Annotated in this window: 18 protein-coding genes; 13 read left to right on the top strand and 5 right to left on the bottom strand. The window is 62.3% G+C overall.

Annotated elements, in window-relative coordinates; translation table 11 throughout:
* The first annotated feature begins 468 nt into the window (after window positions 1-468).
* The 8 genes from rpmH to LFT46_RS20640 all read left to right on the top strand — a co-directional run bounded on the left by rpmH (window position 469) and on the right by LFT46_RS20640 (window position 6,180).
* Complete coding sequence (gene rpmH, locus LFT46_RS20675; RefSeq protein ID WP_003800212.1) at window positions 469-606, top strand: 50S ribosomal protein L34; 138 nt, start codon at window positions 469-471, stop codon at window positions 604-606.
* 40 nt (window positions 607-646) lie between these two features.
* On the top strand, window positions 647-1,057 hold the full coding sequence (gene rnpA, locus LFT46_RS20670; protein ID WP_236800387.1) for a ribonuclease P protein component: 411 nt from the start codon (window positions 647-649) through the stop codon (window positions 1,055-1,057).
* Entirely contained in the window at window positions 1,050-1,442 is a 393-nt protein-coding gene (yidD, locus tag LFT46_RS20665; RefSeq protein WP_236800386.1) for a membrane protein insertion efficiency factor YidD, read from the top strand. Before rnpA ends, yidD begins: the two co-directional genes overlap by 8 nt.
* A gap of 15 nt (window positions 1,443-1,457) precedes the next feature.
* Window positions 1,458-2,426, top strand: coding sequence for a membrane protein insertase YidC (yidC, locus tag LFT46_RS20660; protein ID WP_236800385.1), 969 nt, complete (start codon window positions 1,458-1,460; stop codon window positions 2,424-2,426).
* A complete protein-coding gene (locus LFT46_RS20655; protein WP_236820893.1) occupies window positions 2,426-2,989 on the top strand; it encodes a Jag family protein in 564 nt (187 codons plus the stop codon). The genes yidC and LFT46_RS20655 overlap by 1 nt, the downstream gene beginning before the upstream one ends.
* Before the next feature lie 19 nt (window positions 2,990-3,008).
* On the top strand, window positions 3,009-3,659 hold the full coding sequence (gene rsmG, locus LFT46_RS20650) for a 16S rRNA (guanine(527)-N(7))-methyltransferase RsmG (RefSeq protein ID WP_236800383.1): 651 nt from the start codon (window positions 3,009-3,011) through the stop codon (window positions 3,657-3,659).
* 89 nt (window positions 3,660-3,748) lie between these two features.
* Window positions 3,749-4,831 (top strand): ParA family protein, encoded by a 1,083-nt coding sequence (locus LFT46_RS20645; RefSeq protein ID WP_236800382.1) that lies wholly within the window; start codon window positions 3,749-3,751, stop codon window positions 4,829-4,831.
* A 65-nt stretch (window positions 4,832-4,896) separates the two neighbouring features.
* Window positions 4,897-6,180 carry a ParB/RepB/Spo0J family partition protein gene (locus tag LFT46_RS20640; RefSeq protein WP_236800381.1) on the top strand — a complete coding sequence of 428 codons (1,284 nt, stop codon included), beginning with the start codon at window positions 4,897-4,899 and terminating at the stop codon, window positions 6,178-6,180.
* Window positions 6,181-10,454: 4,274 nt separating this feature from the next.
* Here the strand turns inward: LFT46_RS20640 and trxA are convergent.
* The 5 genes from trxA to LFT46_RS20615 all read right to left on the bottom strand — a co-directional run bounded on the left by trxA (window position 10,455) and on the right by LFT46_RS20615 (window position 16,587).
* A complete protein-coding gene (trxA, locus tag LFT46_RS20635; protein ID WP_236800380.1) occupies window positions 10,455-10,781 on the bottom strand; it encodes a thioredoxin in 327 nt (108 codons plus the stop codon).
* A 34-nt stretch (window positions 10,782-10,815) separates the two neighbouring features.
* Complete coding sequence (gene trxB, locus LFT46_RS20630) at window positions 10,816-11,772, bottom strand: thioredoxin-disulfide reductase (protein ID WP_236800379.1); 957 nt, start codon at window positions 11,770-11,772, stop codon at window positions 10,816-10,818.
* A 224-nt stretch (window positions 11,773-11,996) separates the two neighbouring features.
* Entirely contained in the window at window positions 11,997-13,682 is a 1,686-nt protein-coding gene (locus tag LFT46_RS20625) for an ABC transporter substrate-binding protein (protein ID WP_236800378.1), read from the bottom strand.
* Between the two features lie 163 nt (window positions 13,683-13,845).
* Window positions 13,846-15,978: a murein biosynthesis integral membrane protein MurJ gene (gene murJ, locus LFT46_RS20620; RefSeq protein ID WP_236820892.1), complete on the bottom strand. Its 2,133-nt coding sequence runs from the start codon at window positions 15,976-15,978 to the stop codon at window positions 13,846-13,848.
* 60 nt (window positions 15,979-16,038) lie between these two features.
* Window positions 16,039-16,587, bottom strand: coding sequence for an NUDIX hydrolase (locus tag LFT46_RS20615; protein WP_236800376.1), 549 nt, complete (start codon window positions 16,585-16,587; stop codon window positions 16,039-16,041).
* Between the two features lie 160 nt (window positions 16,588-16,747).
* Between LFT46_RS20615 and LFT46_RS20610 the strand changes: the two genes are divergently transcribed.
* From LFT46_RS20610 to LFT46_RS20600, 5 genes are all read left to right on the top strand, one after another.
* Window positions 16,748-18,256 (top strand): CCA tRNA nucleotidyltransferase, encoded by a 1,509-nt coding sequence (locus LFT46_RS20610; protein WP_236820891.1) that lies wholly within the window; start codon window positions 16,748-16,750, stop codon window positions 18,254-18,256.
* On the top strand, window positions 18,253-18,837 hold the full coding sequence (locus LFT46_RS20605; RefSeq protein WP_236800374.1) for a histidine phosphatase family protein: 585 nt from the start codon (window positions 18,253-18,255) through the stop codon (window positions 18,835-18,837). Before LFT46_RS20610 ends, LFT46_RS20605 begins: the two co-directional genes overlap by 4 nt.
* Before the next feature lie 156 nt (window positions 18,838-18,993).
* Window positions 18,994-19,128 (top strand): hypothetical protein, encoded by a 135-nt coding sequence (locus LFT46_RS21225; protein WP_272910816.1) that lies wholly within the window; start codon window positions 18,994-18,996, stop codon window positions 19,126-19,128.
* Window positions 19,129-19,481: 353 nt separating this feature from the next.
* Window positions 19,482-19,610, top strand: a complete 129-nt coding sequence (locus LFT46_RS21220) for a hypothetical protein (RefSeq protein ID WP_272910815.1) — start codon at window positions 19,482-19,484, stop codon at window positions 19,608-19,610.
* Window positions 19,611-19,674: 64 nt separating this feature from the next.
* Window positions 19,675-21,138, top strand: a complete 1,464-nt coding sequence (locus tag LFT46_RS20600) for a glycosyltransferase family 87 protein (RefSeq protein ID WP_236800373.1) — start codon at window positions 19,675-19,677, stop codon at window positions 21,136-21,138.
* Window position 21,139: the final 1 nt, after the last annotated feature.

The raw sequence follows: 21,139 nt of genomic DNA, 5'->3' as shown, positions 1-21,139 counted from the left end.
CAATCGGTTCCCTCAAAACTTGCTTTGCCTGCATTGCCTGCAGCCAAGTCCGGAACCAGGGTCCTGGCCCAACTTCATCCACAGGGTTATGCACAACCCGTGGATAATCGGCTACTGGGACACTCTAGGGGATGAAAAGCCTAGAAGATAGCTGGCTATCCGGCTGTGGATAATTACACTGTTGTGGTTCTCCGGAAGGCCCTGTGAGCCACTTCATCCACAGGCTGTTGGGGATACTTAGGCACAGCTGGGGACAGCCCGGGAGGCAGCTTCCGGTTTGACTCCGGGCTGCGGATTGCCCTAACGTTGTGAAGTCCTTTGTGTCCGCTTTTTGGCCCCGTATGAACTTTCCAGTCGCAGTGCGCCTGGTCAGCTGGGGGAAGCGTGCATATACAAAACTTAGCGTCGGCCAGTTCTTCCCCAATACTGATCGGGTGGACGCACCTTTGATCCACTGGAGTAACTAACGTGAGCAAGCGGACTTTTCAGCCGAATAACCGCCGTCGAGCCAAGAAGCACGGCTTCCGCCTTCGTATGCGTACCCGTGCCGGCCGTGCCATCCTGGCAGCCCGTCGTGGCAAGGGCCGCACCGAACTGTCGGCCTAAATAACTGGCTCGTCGGTAGACATCCCCTTGCGAGTTTAAGGTGCTGGCCGCCCGCAACCGCCTGAGGACCTCAACCGATTTTTCAACAACTGTACGTTCCGGTGTCCGCAATGGGCGCCGGAACGTAGTGTTATATGCGGCAGCTATTGCTGCCGACGAACCCAGCCGGATCGGGTTCATTGTTTCCAAGAGTGTAGGGAACGCTGTAGTCAGGAACCTCGTTAAGAGGAGACTGAGAGAAGCAGCTGCTGCGTCGCTGCGCGAGCACGGTACGGGCCTTGCCATCGTGGTGCGGGCGCTTCCTGCGTCTGCCACTGCCAGCTGGGACCAGCTGCTGTCGGACTACAACGCTGCACTGGGATCTGCGCTGAACCGGCTGGCCGGCCGCCCTTTGCGGGCTGCCGCCAAAGGTTCGGCCGGTACAACACAGGAGGGGACAACGCGTGCCTAACGCCACTGCCGTCGTCGTCCGCTCCCGCAGAGTGTTGGCCGCCGTCGGGAGGTTCCTCTGGAACCTGCCCCGGAACATCCTCATTCTCCTGCTGATCGCTTACCGCAAGGTGGTTTCTCCCTTGTATGGTCCGGTCTGCCGATTTTTCCCTTCATGCTCGGCGTATGCCCTTGAAGCGGTCACTGTCCACGGGGCAGTCAAGGGAAGCTGGCTCGCAGTCCGGCGCCTTGGTCATTGCCACCCATGGAACGCCGGCGGAGTGGACCACGTCCCCGCCGGCCGCCGGGAATGGCCGGAAGGCCAGACCCCCACAATTGTTGTGCTGAACAATCCGGACATTTACCTGGTTGCTCGGACTGATGAAGAAGGCCGCAGTGCGGCCTGACGAATAGGGATAAGTATGGACTTCTTTGGAACAATCATGGCCCCGTTCAAGTGGCTGGTTTCCATCATCATGATTGGATTCCACGATGGCTTGAGTGCTATCGGGATGCCCGCCGCGAATGGCTGGACCTGGACGCTGTCCATCATTGGGCTGGTGCTGGTGATCCGTGCCGCCCTGATCCCGGTGTTCGTCAAGCAGATCAAGGCCCAGCGCGGCATGCAGTTGCTGCAGCCGGACCTCAAGAAGCTCCAGGACAAATACAAAGGCAAGACTGACCAGTTGTCCCGGCAGGCCATGGCCCAGGAACAGATGGCCATGTACAAGAAGCACGGCACCAACCCGTTCTCCGCCTGCTTGCCCATGCTGATCCAGATGCCGTTCTTCTTCGCGCTGTTCCAGGTGCTGTCAGGAATCACGGCCGCACGCCAGACCGGTGCCGGCATCGGGGCGATGAGCCACGAACAAGTGGTGCAGTTCGACGAATCCAGCATTTTCGGTGCGCCCCTGTCTGCATCCCTGCTGCATGGCGGCGGCGGCAACCAGATGGCTGTCTGGATCCTGTCCATCGTGATGATTCTGGCCATGACGGCCTCGCAGTTCATCACTCAGAAGCAGATCATGGCCAAGAACATGTCCGAAGAAGCCATGGCCAGCCCGTTCATGCGCCAGCAGAAGATGATGCTGTACATCCTGCCGATTGTTTTCGGTGTGGGTGGCATCAACTTCCCCATCGGTGTCCTCATCTACTGGACCACCACCAACCTTTGGACCATGGGCCAGCAGTTCTTCGTCATCCGCCGCATGCCGACGCCGGGATCCCCCGCAGCCAAGGCCCTCGCCGAGCGCCGTGCCGCCAAGGGCCTGCCCGCACTTTCCGTCCTGAGCGGCAAGCGGGAAGAGGCAGCCGACGACGCCGCGGCCGCCGCAGTTGAGATTAAGGGACAGCGCGTCCAGCCCCAGCGCAAGAACAGGAAGAAGAAGTAATGTCTGCCGAGAGCACCGAGCACGCCTTTTCTGAAGAGATCGAAGATCAGGACGATTCCGTGAACCAGGATGCTTCCGCCGCCAAGGTTTCCGCCGCCAGCCGCCTCGAGGAAGAGGGGGACGTCGCTGCAGACTACTTGGAGGAACTGCTGGACATCGCCGATATCGACGGCGACATCGACATTGAAGTCCGCAACGGCCGCACCTACATCTCCATCGTCGCCGACGAGGAAGCCGAAGGGCTCGAAGGCCTGGTTGGCGAAGACGGTGAGGTCCTTGAAGCGCTCCAGGAGCTGACCCGACTGGCAGTCCTTTCAGCCACGGAAAACCGGTCCCGGCTTGTCCTGGACATCAACGGCTACCGGCAGGAGCGCACTGGCCACCTGCAGAAGATCGCCGAAGATGCTGCAGCGTCCGTAAAGGAAACCGGCAATTCGGTGGCACTGGAACCGATGAGCGCCTACGAACGCAAGATCGTCCACGACGCCGTGGCCGACCTTGGCTTGGTCAGCGAGTCCGAGGGCGAAGGCGCCGACCGACACATCGTTGTATCCGCGGACTAGGGAAGCTGACCCGATAACCATGGTTGACATCACGGCAGCAGAACTCCGCGCTGCTGAGAAAATCTTCGGTGACCGGCTGGACCTGGCCAAGCGCTACGTGGAGCATCTGGCCACGTCCGGAACCGAGCGCGGCCTTATTGGGCCGCGGGAGGTTCCCAGGCTGTGGAGCCGGCACGTCCTCAATTGTGCGGTCATCGAAAGCGAAATTGCCCAGGGAAGCCATGTTGCCGATGTCGGAAGCGGCGCCGGACTGCCTGGACTATGCCTGGCCATCGCACGACCGGACCTTGAGCTGACGCTCATCGAACCGTTGGAACGCCGCGTGATCTGGCTCCAGGAAGTGGTGGATGACCTGGGACTGGACAATGTCACGGTTATGCGCACACGCGCGGAGCTGGCCGTAGGACAGGTTGAGGCTGACGTGGTAACCGCCCGTGCCGTTTCGGCCTTGACCAACCTGGCCGGCCTGACCATCCCGCTCCTCGGCGGCCACGGTGAAGTGGTGGCCATCAAGGGACGCAGCGCCGGGGAGGAAATCGAGAAGGCGGCCAAGACCATCCGTAAGCTGGGTGGCGTGGAGACCTCGGTGGTGACAGTAGGTGACAACCTCCTCGAGGAGCCCACTACCGTGGTCCGCATCGTGGTGAACAAGTCCCAAAAGAAGTCCTGACCCGGGCCCGCTGACGGCTGTCAGCAGGCAGGAGCGGCTAGGCTAGACAACGGCAGCAAAATTGGCTGAACGAGAGTGAGTGTGCCCCAGTGACCAGTAGTGAAGCCTCCGCACAACGGATCCCGCCGTTTGTGTCTTTGGGGTCGGCACGTTCTGTCGCTGGGTCCGGGCTTGCCGGTGTCGGCACGGCTCCTGCCCGAGGTGGAAATCATCCGAAAACGGGTGTCTCTGCAGCGTCCGGTAAGGCAGTTTCACGTGAAACAACCGGTGGCGGTCGATCCAACGTCATTGACGCTATCGATGATTCCAGCCCCATCGCACGGGAGCTTGCCCATGAGACGAAGCGCCGTGAACGCCTAATGGGGCGCCAGCTCCCTCGCCCGGAAAAGACTCGGATCTTTACGGTGTCCAATCAGAAGGGCGGCGTGGGCAAGACCACCACCACGGTCAACATCGCAGCCGCCTTGGCAGCTGCGGGACTCAATGTGCTGGTCATCGATATCGATCCCCAGGGCAATGCCTCCACAGCTTTGGGCATCGAGCACCACGCTGACGTGGACAGCATCTATGACGTCCTGATCAACGATGTCCCTCTTGCCGACGTCGTAGCCCCGTGCCCGGATATTGGAAAACTCATCTGTGCGCCGGCCACGATCCACCTTGCAGGGGCCGAAATTGAGCTCGTGTCCCTTGTGGCCCGTGAGCAGCGGCTGCGCCGGGCCATTGATGTCTATGCCAAGGAACGCGAGAAGAACGGCGAGGAGCGGCTGGACTATGTGTTCATCGACTGCCCGCCCAGCCTCGGCCTGCTGACCGTAAACGCTTTTTGTGCAGCCAGCGAGGTACTGATCCCCATTCAGTGCGAGTACTACGCGTTGGAGGGCCTGAGCCAGCTCCTGAAGAACATCGAGATGATCCAGAAGCACCTCAACGCGGACCTCGTTGTGTCAACCATCCTGCTCACCATGTATGACGGCCGTACCAACCTTGCTGCCCAGGTTGCCGCGGAGGTACGCCAGCACTTCCCCGAACAGGTTCTCTCCGCCGTGGTTCCGCGGTCTGTCCGGATCTCCGAAGCCCCCAGCTACCAGCAGACGGTCATGACGTACGATCCGTCCTCAAGTGGTGCCCTGTCCTATTTGGAAGCAGCCGCTGAAATAGCGGAACGCTAAAATCTTCAATACCGCAACGCACGGAGCAAGGCCCAGCCTGGCTCTACCACTGGAGGGATTTACCCATGAGCGAGAAGCGACGGGGCCTAGGCCGCGGTCTTGGCGCGCTGATTCCAAGTTCCGCCGCAACCAATGGTTCCGGTAACGGTGGGGCGGTATCGCGGCCTGTGGACCTTTTCTTTCCGGAGGGCCGCAGGAAGACAGAACCCACGGAGCAGCCAACAGCCGCAGCAGCGACCAGGACGCAGGAGGCGGAAACGCCTACTACCCCTCCGTCTTCGGTTAAGCCAGCTGCCTCCAAGGCTCCTGCCGGCAAGAGCAGCGATGATAAGAAGGCCCCTGCGGCTGCGCCCGCTCCGGCAAAGAAGGCTCCTGCCAGGAAGTCCCCCGCCGCGGCATCCAAGGCTGCTGCCGCTGAACCTTCTGCCATCGTGGAAGATCCGGAAGTGCCAAAACGGGACGACCCCGTAGGCCCTGAGGAGCCGGCTGAGACTGGTGCGGCCCCCGACTCCGGTGTTGAGCTGGTGGAAGTCCCCGGTGCCCGTTTCGCTGAAATCCCGGTCTCGGACATCCACCCGAACCGGAAGCAGCCCCGCAATGTCTTCGATGAAGACGACATGGCCGAATTGGTGCACTCGGTTCGTGAAATCGGCGTTCTCCAGCCAATCGTGGTTCGCACATCAACCGAAACCGGTAGCGAACCATATGAACTCGTCATGGGCGAACGCCGCTGGCGCGCAGTCCAGGCTGCAGGGCTTGACACCATTCCCGCGATTATCCGTGACACGACGGATGACGATCTTCTCCGTGACGCGCTTCTCGAAAACCTCCACCGCAGCCAGCTGAACCCGCTGGAAGAGGCGGCGGCGTACCAGCAGCTCTTGGAGGACTTTGGTACCACCCATGAGCAATTGGCGGATCGCATTGGCCGTTCCAGGCCGCAGGTATCCAACACTCTTCGCCTGCTGAAGCTGCCGCCGTTGGTGCAGCGGCGGGTTGCTGCCGGAGTGCTCTCGGCAGGCCACGCACGTGCCCTTCTGTCGCTTCCCGACGCTGCTGCAATGGAACGGCTGGCGCAGCGAATCGTTGCAGAGGGTATGTCTGTGCGAGCCACAGAAGAGGCGGTGACCTTGTACCAGGATCCTGCAAAGCCTGCCAAGAACAACATTCCCCGCCCTGGGGCCCGGCATGAGCGCTTGGATTACCTGGCATCTTCGCTCTCCGACCGCCTGGACACCAACGTCAAGATCTCCCTTGGCGTAAGGAAAGGCAAGGTAAGCATCGAGTTTGCCAGCGTTGATGACCTGAACCGCATCATGGATGTTTTGGCTCCTGGATCCACCAACTAATCGCCACAGCAAAAGGGCCCGGTTCGTCTTGAACCGGGCCCTTTTGCTTTGCTCTTCAAATCCCTACTCGCCGGTGTTTCAGCGTCGGACCGCTAAAAAGTGACAATCGAACCGCATAACCGTGCAAAGCATCTCCAGTTAGCGTGCAAATTACATAGCCGCCGGTGTTCATCGACATTCCCAGGGGGCGTTAGTCGGGGTATCCGTCGGGAAGGCTGACTCGGTAGCGGCGGCAGTCAAGTGGCGGGGTGCTCGGCAGCAGTGAGGGTGGTTATCTCCTTCTTTGCGGAACCGTTGGCGGCCGCCGCACCAACGGGTGACATAGGGCGCGAAAGGTCCCATCAAAGGGGCCGCGTTCTCTTGCACGCGGGCAGCAAATGACGGGTATGACCATGCGATTCGTTGCGGATAAAGGCCGTATTCACGATTAGAAGAGGTCCGCGGGAGTTATCGGTCCTACTCCCATGGCCCAACGCCTCGTGTTTCACGTGAAACGATGCCAGCGGGAGGCTTGCGTACACGCTAGTCCCCCACTCGCAGAAACGCCGCCCACACCGCATTCGCTTACGCGCGACGTCTGAAAGCTTGACGCATGTGCTACGCGACCGCGTTCGCGTGGCCGTCGCATGGAGCACCGCCGGGTCCATCCGTGATGATTGAATCGTAGTGCGAGGGCGCAAGAATCTGGTGGCTGGCGGTCCATTCGCAAATTCCTCCAACAGAACAACTAAGCGAATAAGCGATACGGAGGCGAGTGGCTCTTGGTGGATACAGCCCCGCTGCCTTTTCGAACAACCGGAGCACTAGGCGAAGTCGCACGCGAGAAGTCGTGCGCGCGGGTTTCGAGGCGGGTTTATGGTCCAGGCTCGCATCTTGATCAGTGGCTGTGAGGAATCCACTCGGCAGCGTGCCCTTCGTAAACTGACTGCCCCAGTTGGAGTCGACGTTGCTGCACTCAGCCCAGTCTGCTGCTCCGTAGCTGCCGACACGGCAAGTTCTTCCAATGCGCTCTGACCTGCGCGCCTAGCTGCCGGCGCTTCACTTTTTATACCTGTCCCCGCTCCGCGTTCCAGGCTGTCGGAGACATGCGGGTAACGCTTGCAGTAGAAGTGGGCTTGCCCGGCCCTGCAGTTGACGCATCGGTTTCACGTGAAACATGAGGAGCACCCTACAAGGTTGACTTGTTCTCCTTGGCCGCGGGCCGGTTCACCCCTGCTAAGGGCTACCCTTTCAATTTCAAAGCACGGTCTGAGGCGGTGACGAAGCGGTCCCCCAGGCACGGACACTCTGCCATGCCTGTTTCACGTGAAACGCTTCCACGGCCCTTCACTGCCCCTTCGGTAAAGTCTCCGGCTACTGCGAGGGATGACAATGCGGCGTTGCCCGATCTCGGCGTGGGCTTGGACATAGTTCTCCGCACTTGTGATGGAGCCGGATGTCCGCGGGAGGCGCAGCAGACCGTCTCTTGCGATCGCACTGTTTAGGAGTTTCGTGTAGTGCTAGATGGCCACCATGTTCCTCAGGATCATACGTTCGGTGTCTCTATCCGGTGGTCGTCCGGCACAATACCGTATTCGGCTCACCCGGAGGCAGGTATCGATGCCACCGTTGCAGAGGTCCTGCGTCTGCCCGAGGAAGAGTGGTCGTGCACTTCAAACCTTCCTCTTTCGGAAGGGCTGCCAGTACATACGATCGTGGGCCATCGCCTCACCAATGTGGATCCCGGGGCATCGCGGGGCTTCCTGTCCATACGCACTAGTTTGCTGAAGTAGGGGGTGCACTTCAACCGGCATTTGGGCAACTCTGGGCCCTAGTGTCGAGCAAGACTCTCGGCTCCCTACTCCTTTAGCGACGCGTCGGGGCGTTGGATGGCTCCAAGTCATCAGCCGCGCACCCACGTCCAACTCATCCTAGTCTGTCGACTCACGAGCTTCCTGGGTTGGAGGTATGAGTACAGGCCTAGGGGCTCTTCGTTATCAAGACGCTCGAGTGCACGAGCCCTCATGAGCGGTGGATAGTGCTGTGGATAACTTTGTGGATAGGCTCACAGGTGGATCGGGCCGCTCCAGGTCGCCTTGCGTCTCAAGAGGCGATGCCCAGACGAATTCTTTTCTATATGCTTTCATCTTGCTTGCGTGACGTTCCAACGTTTCACGTGAAACAAAGGAAGTGGTCAGGCCTATAGGCGGCCGGAGTACCTGCTGAGACGTATAGCAGTTGCTAAATCTCACCTATCGGGTGCTGGAGCCGTTCTTGCGAACAGCACCGACGGCTTCAAGATTGGTAGTCGCAGTATTTGAGCAGCAGGCATCCACTGGACTGGCTTCCGCTAGCCGCACGTCTGCCAGCGATGGGCACGCCTGAGCCTGTGGACAACGCTGTGGATAGTGATCCGCGACCCTGTGGATAAGGCTGGGGAAAAAGCCAGCTGCGGTAGTCCGCCTTCGCCCCATCCTCCTCCCCCGTCCTGTCGCTAGTGACTGCAGTAGACGCTGTGTACTCGCGCATGTTGGCGCCACTCATTCGGTGTCTCAATCTACTTCGCATGGATCCCTACACGGCCCGTAATCCGTGGGCGTTCCTAGGTGGCGACTAGCCACGAGGATGACAAGAATCCCGATAGGTTGGGCGATGTCGCAGTCCATGTCCTCTCCCTTGGGATCATCACGGACACTCCCGTAATTGCTAGTTGCCGCGGCGGCCGGCATGCTTCGCCAGGCGTGTTGCTGCCCTCGAATACGTGTGTACCGAGATCTCATGAACGAGCCCAAGGTAGAGCCCCTACCCGATATTCTGTTGAGGTCGTGAGCCGGAAAATTCTGAACCGCATGAGCGCCGACCGGAGCAGTCATCTAGAGCTGAGCTGGGGTACGGGCAATCTGCATGTATAGCAGCACTGTCTCTACCGGAAACTCATGCGCCTGCGGGCCCCTCCACGCAAGCGGTTTCACGTGAAACAGCCCATCGAAGGTGCTGCCTGTTTCACGTGAAACAAGCACGTCGCGGCGGCAGGCACTGCTTGGGCGTCCGCCCATGCTGAACGACCGCTGTGGTGGGTCTCCTCCCCCTGCAGGGTAATCGCTATGGTCGCGTGGTCTTCCTGTGGGCAGGACGCACGTGGGCGATGTGCGCCCGGCCTATCGATCCAGCTCCCTTGGTGTGGGCAATGGCGCCGCAAGCGCTTGCTACCGGACCGGCGTGGCTCGACCTCATCGCAGGCTCCATCAACATCAAAACGGATCGGATCTGTGCCCTGTGAAGGGCCAGGGCCTCGGCTGTGGGGGCGCCCGGCTAGGGAGTGCCTACCATTCGCGCCGCTCACAACGGCTTGCTTGTGTGTAGGTATCGTGCGGCGGCTTGGACTTAGTGCCTCTCAGTTTTCGAGCGAGGTCGCGTCGACAGTGGGACGAGGAACGTAGAACTACTGAGGCTGTTCCCGTAGGCGCGGTTCCAGCGGACGAGGAGGGCGGGTCTATAGATCCTAGTTGTCCGTCTGACGGTCAACGAGTCAGAGCCGTAATGGGGATTCCTTGTACGGTAAGAGGCCAGCGCGCAGCCAGCGCGGCGCTCCAGGGTGGTGATATTCATAACCGCGCGCGGTACGAGAATAACGCACGAAGGAATACGAACCCCGACAATGCCAAGTGCAGCGGCGGGGAAAGAATTACGCGCTTCACACCTGCTGCTTTTGTGCGGGACGATGGTCTGACGACTCATCGCGCTGGGGGCGTTTCTTGGCCCCAACTCTGCGACCGCCCCAGGGCGGTATTCGAGACTACGTTGCCGCATTAGGTCCCTGGCGGCGTACTGCGGTACGGGCGTGGCGTGCTGGTTTCACGTGAAACACGCCTGGCCGCGGCAGTGCAGGTAGTGCCCAAAAGACGTGAGAACGTTACAGCTGATGCTTGGCTTCAATACTTTCATACAGTTGCATACCACCGACTCGACCTGAAACTTGCATCGTGCAGGTTCGCCCATCAAAGCTAGTCGAAAAACTCAGTCACAGCGATACGGTGTGCCTGGCTCGATCGATTCAGGGGGCACCCACCACCGCTCCGGAAATTGCAACCAGCGAGTCGATGTTTCCCGTGAAACAGGCACCCCTGGTAGCTACCAACGCTGGCGGCAACACCGCCGCGTATGAGGATGGTGCTCGAAACCCTATAAATAAGACCCAGAAAGGTACCGAACGTCCTGCACATAAAAGAGTGGCCACCGCCTCCCGGCGATGGCCACTCCTACAGGAAACCCATGTTCACCATGGGCGCTACAACCTAGGACAGGACGTCAGCAAACTCCTTCTCGAAAAACTGCTTCGGCTTTGCTCCGATAACGGTGCTCTTCACCTGGCCACCCTGGAAGAGGTAAACGGCAGGAATGGAGGTGATTCCGTACTCCGCAGCGATCGCGGGGTTGTCGTCAACGTTTACCTTGACGACGTCCACCTTTTCACCGTACTCGACGGAGATCTCATCCAGAATGGGGCCCAGCTTGCGGCAGGGGCCGCACCATTCCGCCCAGAAATCCACGATTACCGGCTTCTCGGCCGACAAAACGTCAGTGCCGAAACTTGCGTCAGTTACATCTTTAGCGTTGCTCATAACCTATCTTTCTCTTCGGATAACAGTGCGCGGATCAAGCCGGCAGGTCTGCCAGGTAGTGTTCGACGTCGATTGCTGCGACACACCCGGAACCAGAAGCGGTAATCGCTTGGCGGTAGGTGGGATCCACAACGTCGCCGGCCGCAAATACGCCGGGAAGGCTTGTCTTGGAGCTTCGACCCTCTACTGCAATGGTCCCTTCCGGGGTCAGGTTGAGGACGTTCTTGACCAGGTCAGTTCGCGGGTCGTTGCCGATCGCCACGAAGACACCTGTAACGGCAAGCTCCGACTCCGTGCCGTCCACCAAATTCTTCAACCGAAGACCGGTGACCTTGTCGGTTCCCAGCACGTCAGCAACAGTGCTGTTCCAGATGAAACTGATCTTTTCGTGCTCCAAGGCTCGGTCAGCCATGATTTTGGAAGCCTTGAGGGTGTCGCGACGGTGGACAACCGTGACCGATTTCGCAAACTTCGTAAGGAAGAGGGCTTCTTCCATGGCGGAGTCACCACCGCCGATGACAGCGATGTCCTGATCCTTGAAAAAGAAACCGTCACAGGTTGCACACCAGCTAACACCATGACCGGACAGCCGCTTCTCGTTGGGCAGTCCCAGCTCCCGGTATGCAGAGCCGGTGGAGAGGATGACGGCCTTCGCCTTGAAGGTCTCCCCCGTGGCGATGGTGACCGTCTTGACCGGCCCCTCCAGCTCCAGCGCGGTTACATCCTCAAACTGGATCTCCGTCCCAAAGCGGGCGGCCTGCTTCTCGAAGTTCTCCATCAGGTCCGGGCCCATGATTCCCTCGGGGAAACCAGGATAGTTCTCCACGTCCGTGGTGTTCATTAGCTCGCCGCCGGCAGTAACCGACCCGGCCAACAACAGTGGCTTGAGGTCCGCCCTGGCGGTATAGACGGCCGCCGTATAGCCCGCCGGGCCCGAGCCCACAATGATGACGTCGCGAACATCCGACGCCGTCTTCTCTTCGATGGTCACTGGACCGTGAACCTCTTCCTTGTTCGACTCGCCTCCCTGTGGAGGCCGGCCACATGGCACAACTGCGTCCGCGTGCTGAATATTCCAGCGCCTGGGCAAGGCAAACCCCCGACAGCATGAGAGATAGTTGCAGTCAGGGCGCACTTTCCAGACTACATTCCCAGCCAGGCTGGTTCGCGCCCGGCAGCAACATGCGGAGTCGTAAAGCCGCCCAGGCTCCCGCCCTACTGGACCTTGATCTCAGCCAGCCGGAGGCCGTAGCCGTAACGGGTCTTGGGTGCCGCGAGCTTGGGCAGTGAGTTGATGGACACAATGACATACTGTGCCTGCACGGGCTCCGGGAGGGGCATGTTCAGGTCCGTGGACGTGAAGCTGTTGGTCCCAACCAGCTTGGCACCGTCCGTGGTGGGCTGGTCATTGGTGTACACGCTGATGTTGCCGCCCGATCCCCCAAGCTGGGAGAGCGTGATGGAGGAGACAGTGGACTGGCTCTTCAGCTTCACCACGAGGGGAACACCCTGCGGGGCCAGGCCGCCCCAGTTCTCCGTGGCGAACTCCATGTCGGACCAGTAGCTTGCGGCGTTGCCGTCGTACGCCTTGATCAAGTCGCGGTCGAAAGTGGCGGCAAAGTCGAAGTTACCCTGCCTGCTGACACTCTCGATGGCCGGCGGAACTACCGGTGGTTTTGAGGGAGCTGCCTGCGTTGCCGGCGCGGATGCCTGCGGTGCAGTGGTGCTCGCTGCCGGTGCGGCCGTTGGCTGGGCCTGTGGTTCGGAGGTGAATAGGCTGCCCAGGTTGGTGACGGCAAAGATCAGGCCAGCAATCAGAACCACGGCCAGCAAACCCCCAACCAGCCAACGCATGGAACGGGGCTGGTTTTGGGATTCATCCCGGTCATCGTCGTAGTCGTCCCGGTCAGCGAAGGAGACTCCCGCGGAAGCGGGTGCTGCCGCGCGGGCGAACAGGGCAGACTTGCTCTTGACCGGCCGCGCTTCCTGCTGTGCTTCGTCGGTGTCCTCGTAGCGGTCCTGGTCCCCCGCGTGTGTGTAGTCGTCGTCGGACCACAGGGAAACCTTTGGCTTGCGCTGCTCCGCGGCTGGGTGGGCCTGGGTGCTGCCGACGGCCGCCGTATCGTTCGGGCCCGTGTCTGCCTCCGCGGAACCAGCACGTTCAGACGGAGAAGGAGCACGATTGGTTACCGGCTGGGCGGCGGTGGCATCCGGGTCGACCCGGGAGGCTCCCAACCCGGCCTTTGATGCTGCGGCACCGGAAGCAGCGGCAGCACCAGCAACACCGGCGGCTGCACCCGCAGCAGCTCCGGCACCGCGGTGGCCGTTCGAGGCACGCGGCGGAGAGGCAGGCTGCTGAGAGCCAGCCTGCTGCGGACCAGGTTGCTGTGCTGCGGGGCGAACGGGAGGCCGGGGCGGTACAGCGGGACCGGAACGGTAGGGATCAACCTGGCTGGGGTGCGAATCGGCGTAATTGATGTACCCGGCCTCGACGTGGTCTTCCTCGTCGTACGGCTCAGGCTCGTGGGACCGGGGCTGGCCAAAGATTTCACTGCCCAGGGTGTCCGTGAAGAAGGGCTCAACGTAGGGCGGATTCGAGGTAACCACCAGGTCCAGCAGGTCCGCGGCGGACGTGTGGTTGGTGATGAGGTAGGTGGTGTCCTCGGTCACGCCAAGGTCCAGGACCTGCACGGTGCCAGGGCGTTCGCCGGTGGCCACTTCACGGGCGCTCTGGGCAACCTGTTCGGTGTTTTCCGGCCCGGCAACCAGGATGCTGACCGGGCGGTTGAGGACCTGGTCCACACCGTCCAGCACCAGATCGTGGTCATGCGAGGCCAACACTGTGGCGGTGACCTTGTAGCGGCCGCCCAGTACTGATCCGACATCGATCGGGTTGGACACGTGTTCCTCCTAGACTGTCCGGGATTGCCGGCCTCTATGACGCAACCGCCGTTCAGGCGCCGCGCACGGCCAACCCTGAATGCAACTACCCCTGTACCTGTTCGATCCTAGCCGATCCGCCCCGGACGGCCGCGGAGAAGACGGGCTCCGGGGCACATTCGCGTTACTTTTTGCGCTTGCGCCGGCTGCTGAAATACGGGTTTTCGCCGGCTTTCCCCTGGTAGGTCCGGCGGCCGGGGAGCGGGATCCGTTCGCTGAGCAGGCCGCCCCGAGCCGTGCTTGGCTGGTCCTCGACCGGCAGGTAGCCGCCCTCGGCACCTTGCTGGCTGCCGCCGTCGTACGTTTCCTGGCGGCGGGAACCCCGCTCCGGATCGGGGCCCGCACGGAAGGAGACGGCATCGAACTCGCCGGAGATCCGGGGGATGAGGCCGGTGTCCACGGAGGTGGTGGCCCGTTCAGGACGGTGCCCGGAGGAACCTTCGGCAGGAGCGGACGACGGCGCGTCCCCGGCTTCCGGCGCAGGGGCCTGGCCGCCGCGGCCAAGCCGTCCCAGCAGGGGCCGGAGCATGTCGCTCAGCTCCGAGACGCGGAACAGCCGCAGCAGCAGGAAGTAGACGGCCAGCATGACCGGCCCTGCGATGGCTACCGTCACCAGCGCTTGGAGGCGCCCGCTCCACGCGAAACCGTCCGGGTTGTAGCTGCCCATCAGCCACAGGGCGCCGGCGCCGGCAATGGCCGAACCCAGGGCTGCGTACCCCATCCGGATGTACGAGTTGGCAATCCGCGGCCCGTCGAGGCTGCCCAGCATGCGCCGCAGGAAGAACGCGCTGATGACCACCGAGAGGATGTTGCCCACCATGTACAGGACGGCAATGGCATAGATGATCTGTCCCACCGGCAGGAACTGGATGACGAACGCACCGGCCACGTACACGACTGCGAGAAGCAGCTGCACGTAGAAAGGCGTGCGGGCGTCCTCGTTGGCGTAGAAGACGCGGGACATCATGAAGTTGGCGCTCATGAACGGCGTGCTGAGGGCCAGGATGGTGAGCGTCTGGGCCAGCATGACGCCGTCCTGGCGCAGGCCGCCGGAGAAAAACATGCCCAGCGGACCGGCCAGGGCGAACAGTGCCAGGGCACCGAAAACAGTGGCCACGGCCATAGTCCGCAGGCCGTGCGAGAGGGCGTCGCGCAGTTCCGCGCGGTTGCCGTCCTGCGACGCCCTGGTCATCCGGTTAAAGAGGACAGTGGCCAGGGACAGCGCGATGATTGAGTGCGGCAGCAGGTACAGCTGGCTGGCAACCTCGAGCACGGCATTGCCGGGAAGGGTGGAGGCGGACGGGTCCCCCGCCTCCTGCAGCCGGATGCGTTCGGCGCCGGGGATGGTGGCGATGCGCATGACGTACAGGAAGGCGAGCTGCCCGACGGCGGCCGTCAGGAGGGTCCAGACGCTCAGCCGGGCAGCGTGGCCCAGTCCCACGCCCCGCCACCCGAACCGGGGACGGAGACCCAGCTTCAACCGGAAAACTGGAACCAGCAGGATGGCGGTCTGGGACAGCACGCCGATAGTGGAGAACCCGGCCACCAGGAGCGTCTGGGTGGGCCCCCAGTTGTCCAGGGTGTGGGGGCTGACCTTGTTCGTGCCGAAGATCCAAATGAACATGCCCAACCCTGCGATCGACACCAGGTTGTTCAGGATAGGCGCCCACATGGCAGGTCCGAACGCGCCATTGGCGTTCAGGACCTGGGTGAGCAGGGCGTAGAGGCCATAAAAGAAGATCTGCGGCAGGCACCAGAAGGCGAACGCGACCGCCAGTGCCTTCTGCTGCGGCGAGTAGCCCTGGGTGGTCAGCTCAATGACCCCCGGGGCCGCCAGGGTGACCAGTGCCGTCAGGCCGAACAGGAGCAGGACAGCCAGCGTCAGCAGCCGGCTGATGTAATCCGCTCCCCTGTCCGGAGCCTTGCTCGCCTTGATGATCTGCGGAACCAGCACCGCATTGAACACGCCGCCGGCCACCAGCAGGAAAATCAGGTTGGGCAGGTTGTTGGCGTTGATGAACGTGTCATTGACCGTTGAGCCAAGGCCCAGGGCTGTTCCCAGCATCCAGGTCTTGCCGAAGCCCAGGAAACGCGACACCAGCGTGCCCGCAGCCATGATGGCGCTGGAACGCGTCTCGCTGGCTCCCGCTGCTGCGGGCTGGTCGATGTCCGGCGCAGCTGGCTCGGGGGGCACGCCGTCGGGTGCCGAATCATCGGGCCGGCCGGACCGGTCGGAAGGAAAGTTGGTAGCTGACATCGACTTCATCGTCTCACCCGCAGGCACTTAACACCGCAATGACGACGGCGGCGTCCGGGCTTAGAGGTGTCCCGGCAGGACTTCGCGGGCGAGGTCGGCGATGCGGCGTTCGTTGGGAAAGGACAGCTTCCGGGCCAGTTCCTGGATGGGCACCCAGGCGACGTCCACGGCTTCCTGGTCCGGATCGTTCTCGATGGTGAGCTCGCCGCCGGTGGCGCGCAGGAGGTAGTGGTGCACGGTCTTGTGCACCCGGTGTCCGCTGACGGTGAACCAATAGTCGATGCTGCCCAGGGGGGCCAGGATGATGCCCTCGATGCCGGTTTCCTCGGCAATTTCCCGGACCGCGGCCTCTTCGTTGTTTTCCTTGCCCTCCGGATGGCCCTTGGGCAGGCACCACTCGAGCCGGCCACCCCGGTTAAGGCGGGCGATGATCGCCACCCTCAGTTCGGCGTCGGACGTGTCCACCACGACGCCGCCGGCGGAGACTTCCTCCACCGTGGGCAAGGACGCCGGCGCCGATTGCTGGGCAGGGGCAACGTGCGCCCCGATTGCCGACGGCAACGGTGCGTTTGTCCTCCTGCCTGGAGCGCTCGGTACTGGATGGGCCATGGAGTCCACTCTAACGACTGTTGCCCTCCTGTGATGACCGGAACATGACACGAAGATGGACGGGATATGACGTACTTTTTGGCGGGGAAGGCGAATCAGCGCGGATCGTGACGCTTTTTTGGACTGCCGCCGCGCTGGTTTCTGCCAAGCTTAAGGAACTATGTCGCACGCACATCACAAGATTGATACCCACACCGTCGACTTCAAGGTGGATCCGGTGGTCCTGGAGCTCGGGCAGCGCTTCGTGGACGCCGGCCACGAGTTGTCCCTTGTGGGTGGTCCCGTGCGTGATCTGTTCCTTGGCCGGACCTCCCCCGATCTGGACTTCACCACCGACGCCACACCCGACCAGACCGTAGCCCTGATCAAGAAATGGGCTGACAATTTCTGGGAGATCGGCAAGGCCTTCGGCACCATCGGCATGCGCAAGGCCGGTTTCCAGATCGAGATCACCACCTATCGTGCGGAGGCCTACGATCCCGAGTCCCGCAAGCCCGTGGTGGCGTTCGGTTCCTCCCTGACGGATGATCTGCTGCGCCGCGACTTCACCATCAATGCCATGGCGCTGAAGCTGCCTTCCATGGAATTGGTGGATCCCTTCGGTGGCGTACGCGACCTGCACGCTTCCCTGCTGGCCACGCCCGGTTCTCCGGAGGCGTCCTTCTCCGATGACCCTCTGCGGATGATGCGGGCCGCCCGGTTCGCCGCGCAGCTGGGGGTCTCCGTCCGGGACGACGTCCGTGAGGCCATGGCCAACATGGCGGACCGGATCAAGATCATTTCCGCCGAACGGGTGCGCGACGAGCTGGTCAAGATGGTGTGTGGGGCGCGGCCGCGGACAGGCATCGACCTGCTGGTGGACACCCGGTTGGCCGAGCACGTGTTGCCGGAGGTTTCCGCCCTCCGCCTCGAATCCGACGAGCACCACCGGCACAAGGACGTCTACCAGCATTCCCTCCAGGTCCTGGAGCAGGCGGCCCGGCTTGAAACCGATGCGGAGGGCCCCGTGCCCGGGCCGGACTTCGTGCTGCGCTTTGCTGCATTAATGCACGACGTCGGCAAGCCGGCTACGCGACGCTTCGAACCGGGCGGAGCGGTGAGCTTCCGCCACCACGACATGGTGGGTGCCAAGCTCACCACCAAGAGGATGAAGGCGCTGCGGTTCGACAATGACACCACCAAGGCCGTGGCACGGCTGGTGGAACTTCACATGCGCTTCTATGGCTACGGCGACGCCGGCTGGAGCGACTCGGCCGTCCGGCGCTACGTGACCGATGCCGGTCCGCTGCTGGAGCGGCTGCACCGGCTGACCCGCTCCGACGTCACCACCCGCAACCAGCGCAAGGCCGACCGGCTGTCCTTTGCCTACGACGATCTGGAAGAACGGATCGCCGCACTCCGCGAACAGGAGTCCCTGGATGCGGTGCGCCCAGACCTGGACGGAGCCGCGATCATGGCGCTGCTGGGGCTCAAGCCGGGCCCCGTGGTGGGCCGCGCCTACAAGTTCCTCCTCAACGAGCGGATGGAACACGGACCGCTGCCCACCGAGGAAGCGGAGGCGCGCCTGCTCCGCTGGTGGGCCGAACAGCCTGAATCTGCACCTGCCGGACCGGGGGCAGAAGCCTCTTCCGCCGTCGTCGAACGTTCACCCGTTGAGGAGCCCAAGTGACTAATTCCGCCTTTGCCCCGCGCCCCCAGCTCTGGATCCTTCGCCACGGTGAGACCGAATGGTCAAAGAGCGGGCAGTACACGGGCCTGACCGACCTTCCCCTGACAGTGGAAGGCGAGCAGCAGGCCGTGGAGGCCCGCAAGGTGCTGGACGGCGTCGACTTCGACCTGGTGCTCACCTCTCCGCTGCGGCGCGCACGGCGGACGGCCGAACTGGCCGGATTCCCTGACGCCCGGCACGAGCCGCTCGCCGTGGAATGGAACTACGGCGACTACGAGGGCATCAGCTCGGACCTGATCCGCAAGGACAACCCCGATTACCTGATCTGGACACACGGCGTGCCCAACGGTGAAACGCTGGACGAGGTGGCCGCGCGGGCGGACAAGATCATTGGACGGATCCTGGAATCCGGGATGGACAACGTGCTGATCGTGGCACACGGCCATTTCTCCCGGATCCTCACCGCCCGTTGGCTGGAATTGCCACCCACGGAAGGCCGGCACTTTGTCCTGGGCACCGCCAAGGTCTGCACCCTGGGATGGGATAAAAAGACGCCCGCTATTGTGCGCTGGGGCCTCTAAATCTTCTTTTTGAATAAACTTCTTACCTTTTTACGGGAATTGCTGGCCTTTCGCTGATTCCTGGGGTAACTTTATTCCTGACCCCACGGTGATCTGCCCGGGTCCCAGACCGCAACGCAACCCACGCAGCGGACAGCAGAAAAGGAGGTTGGGATAATGATGACTTTGACTGGCGAATGGAATGCCCCCATCAATGCGTTCCCGGCCTTTGCTGATGACGCACGCGTAGCTCCGGTCTACTCCGGTTCCCGCCGCCCAGCCGCCCTCGCGGGCTTGCTGCGGCGCCGCTAACCGGCACCTGCATCCGCTCACCCGCCAGGACTCCTTCCAAGGCTTCGGCCCTGGCTCTCGGCCTGCCCGGAATGCTGCGCTTCTTCGCTGACTTCCCGGAAAAGCTTTTGGCATAGCCCCCGCTCTTTCTTCGAATAGTCCCTGCTCGGAGAATTTTGCATCCGGCTTTGTGGTCTCACTTCAGCTTCGCCATAGTCAGGCACCCCTGGAATTGCGCTTTCTTGTGCGATTCCGATTAATTCCCTGGTGGAATTTATGCACCCTTTTTACTGCACTTTCCCGCGCACAAAAACAGCGCTAATTCGCCGTGCCCTTTTGCACCTAATGATCAACGAAAGGAGGTGGTTCCCTTGATGCGAATGATCATGGGACTCCTGTCCCGCCCCCTGCAGCGCCGCAGTTCCTTCAACAGCGCCCTGCTGGAGCAGCACCGGAACGATGTTTTTGTGCTCATGCACCAGCAGCTGGGCGGCCTGCGCTGACGGCCGGCCCCGATCCTGCCGGACACTGATCTCCTGGGACGGGGCCGGCGGTAAGCTCGATGCCATGCACGAGACCCAGCCGCCGGAGGATGAACGACGGCCCCGCATCGTGGTGCCCAGCCGCAGTGATGACGTGTTGCGGAATTTCACGGAGGTGCTCGGTGGCCCGCTGGGGACCAGGACAGCGCCCGGTGTGGTCTCCCCCGGCATCTTCACCGTTGAACGGGTGCTGATTGTCCTCACGGCGCTGGCAGCCTTGGTGGGAATCCTGTTGAAGGGATACTGCAGGGCCAACGGCTGGGAGACGCCCACACAGTTCTACGCCACCTGCTACTCGGACTTCCCGGAGCTGTTCCGGAACCGCGGCATGGCAGCGGGGATGTTCCCCATCCTGGGCAGCGGCAGCCAGTTCGAATACCCGGTGCTCATAGGACTCATCGCAGGGGTTACGGCCTGGTTGGTGCCGGGCGGAGACCCCAAAACCATGGCCCTTGCCTACTTCGACATCAACGCCGTGCTGCTGGCGGCAGTGGCCATGGTCACCGTGGTGGTGGTTGCCCGCATGCCAGGCAGGCGGCCCTGGGACGCGGCCATGGTGGCCGTGGCCCCGGGGATCGTGCTGGCCGGCACCATCAACTGGGATCTTTGGGCCGCCTGCCTGCTTGCCATGGGCATGTACCTCTTTGCCCGGAAGCGGCTTGTCCTTGCAGGGGTGCTGATCGGGCTGGCCACCGCCACCAAGCTGTATCCGGTGCTGGTACTCGGAGCCATCCTGCTGCTCGCCGTCCGGTCGGGCAGGTGGCGACCGTTGCTGGTAACCGGCGCCAGTGCAGCGGCCACGTGGGTGCTGGTTAATCTGCCGTTCGCGCTGATGAACCCTTCCGGCTGGGCCTATTTCTTCCAGTACAGTGCCGACCGGGGCGCCGGCTACAGCTCGGCATGGTTCGCCTACAACCTGGTGGCGGGCAGGCTGGGCTGGTCCGGTCTGGGCGCCGAAGGCGTCAGCATCCTGTCTGCCGGGTTCTTTGTGCTGGCCTGTGCCGGGATTGCCGCCGTTGCCCTGACCGCGCCCCGCCGTCCCCGCCTGGCCCAGCTGGCATTCCTGATCGTCGGGGCCTTCATCCTCACCAGCAAGGTCTATTCGCCGCAATACGTGGTGTGGTTGATCCCGCTCCTGGCCCTGGCCCGGCCGCGCTGGCGCGACTTCCTGGTGTGGCAGGGCATCGAAGCCCTGCATTGGGCCGCGATCTGGATGTACCTTGGACAGGTGACCAGCGCAGGTTCCTCGCAACACAACCTGGACATGCCGTACTACGTCCTCGCCGTTGCCGCGCACATGGCCGCGGTGGCGTACCTCATGGCGCGCGTCACCTGGGACATCTACAACCCCGCATACGACCCCATCCGAAGGCACCACCTCGATGACCCGCACGGCGGGCCCTTCGCGGACGCACCGGACCGGTTCCGCTGGCGCATCCGGCGCCGCGCCGCTTCGCCCCTCCCTTCCAAAGCTTCACCCTCACTTTGAA

The organism is Arthrobacter sp. FW306-07-I (genome assembly GCF_021800405.1).
Classification (GTDB): Bacteria; Actinomycetota; Actinomycetes; order Actinomycetales; family Micrococcaceae; genus Arthrobacter.
Note: the sequence above shows the minus strand (reverse complement) of the source record. Positions and strands in the feature narration are given on the sequence as shown.

Excerpts from the sequence above, each read along its gene's own strand:
- LFT46_RS20640 (WP_236800381.1), top strand. The coding sequence starts at position 4,897 with ATGAGCGAGAAGCGACGGGGCCTAGGCCGCGGTCTTGGCGCGCTGATT.
- rsmG (WP_236800383.1), top strand. The coding sequence starts at position 3,009 with ATGGTTGACATCACGGCAGCAGAACTCCGCGCTGCTGAGAAAATCTTC.
- murJ (WP_236820892.1), bottom strand. The coding sequence starts at position 15,978 with ATGTCAGCTACCAACTTTCCTTCCGACCGGTCCGGCCGGCCCGATGAT.
- yidC (WP_236800385.1), top strand. The coding sequence starts at position 1,458 with ATGGACTTCTTTGGAACAATCATGGCCCCGTTCAAGTGGCTGGTTTCC.
- LFT46_RS21225 (WP_272910816.1), top strand. The coding sequence starts at position 18,994 with ATGATGACTTTGACTGGCGAATGGAATGCCCCCATCAATGCGTTCCCG.
- LFT46_RS20655 (WP_236820893.1), top strand. The coding sequence starts at position 2,426 with ATGTCTGCCGAGAGCACCGAGCACGCCTTTTCTGAAGAGATCGAAGAT.
- LFT46_RS20610 (WP_236820891.1), top strand. The coding sequence starts at position 16,748 with ATGTCGCACGCACATCACAAGATTGATACCCACACCGTCGACTTCAAG.
- LFT46_RS21220 (WP_272910815.1), top strand. The coding sequence starts at position 19,482 with ATGCGAATGATCATGGGACTCCTGTCCCGCCCCCTGCAGCGCCGCAGT.
- LFT46_RS20615 (WP_236800376.1), bottom strand. The coding sequence starts at position 16,587 with ATGGCCCATCCAGTACCGAGCGCTCCAGGCAGGAGGACAAACGCACCG.
- trxA (WP_236800380.1), bottom strand. The coding sequence starts at position 10,781 with ATGAGCAACGCTAAAGATGTAACTGACGCAAGTTTCGGCACTGACGTT.
- LFT46_RS20600 (WP_236800373.1), top strand. The coding sequence starts at position 19,675 with ATGCACGAGACCCAGCCGCCGGAGGATGAACGACGGCCCCGCATCGTG.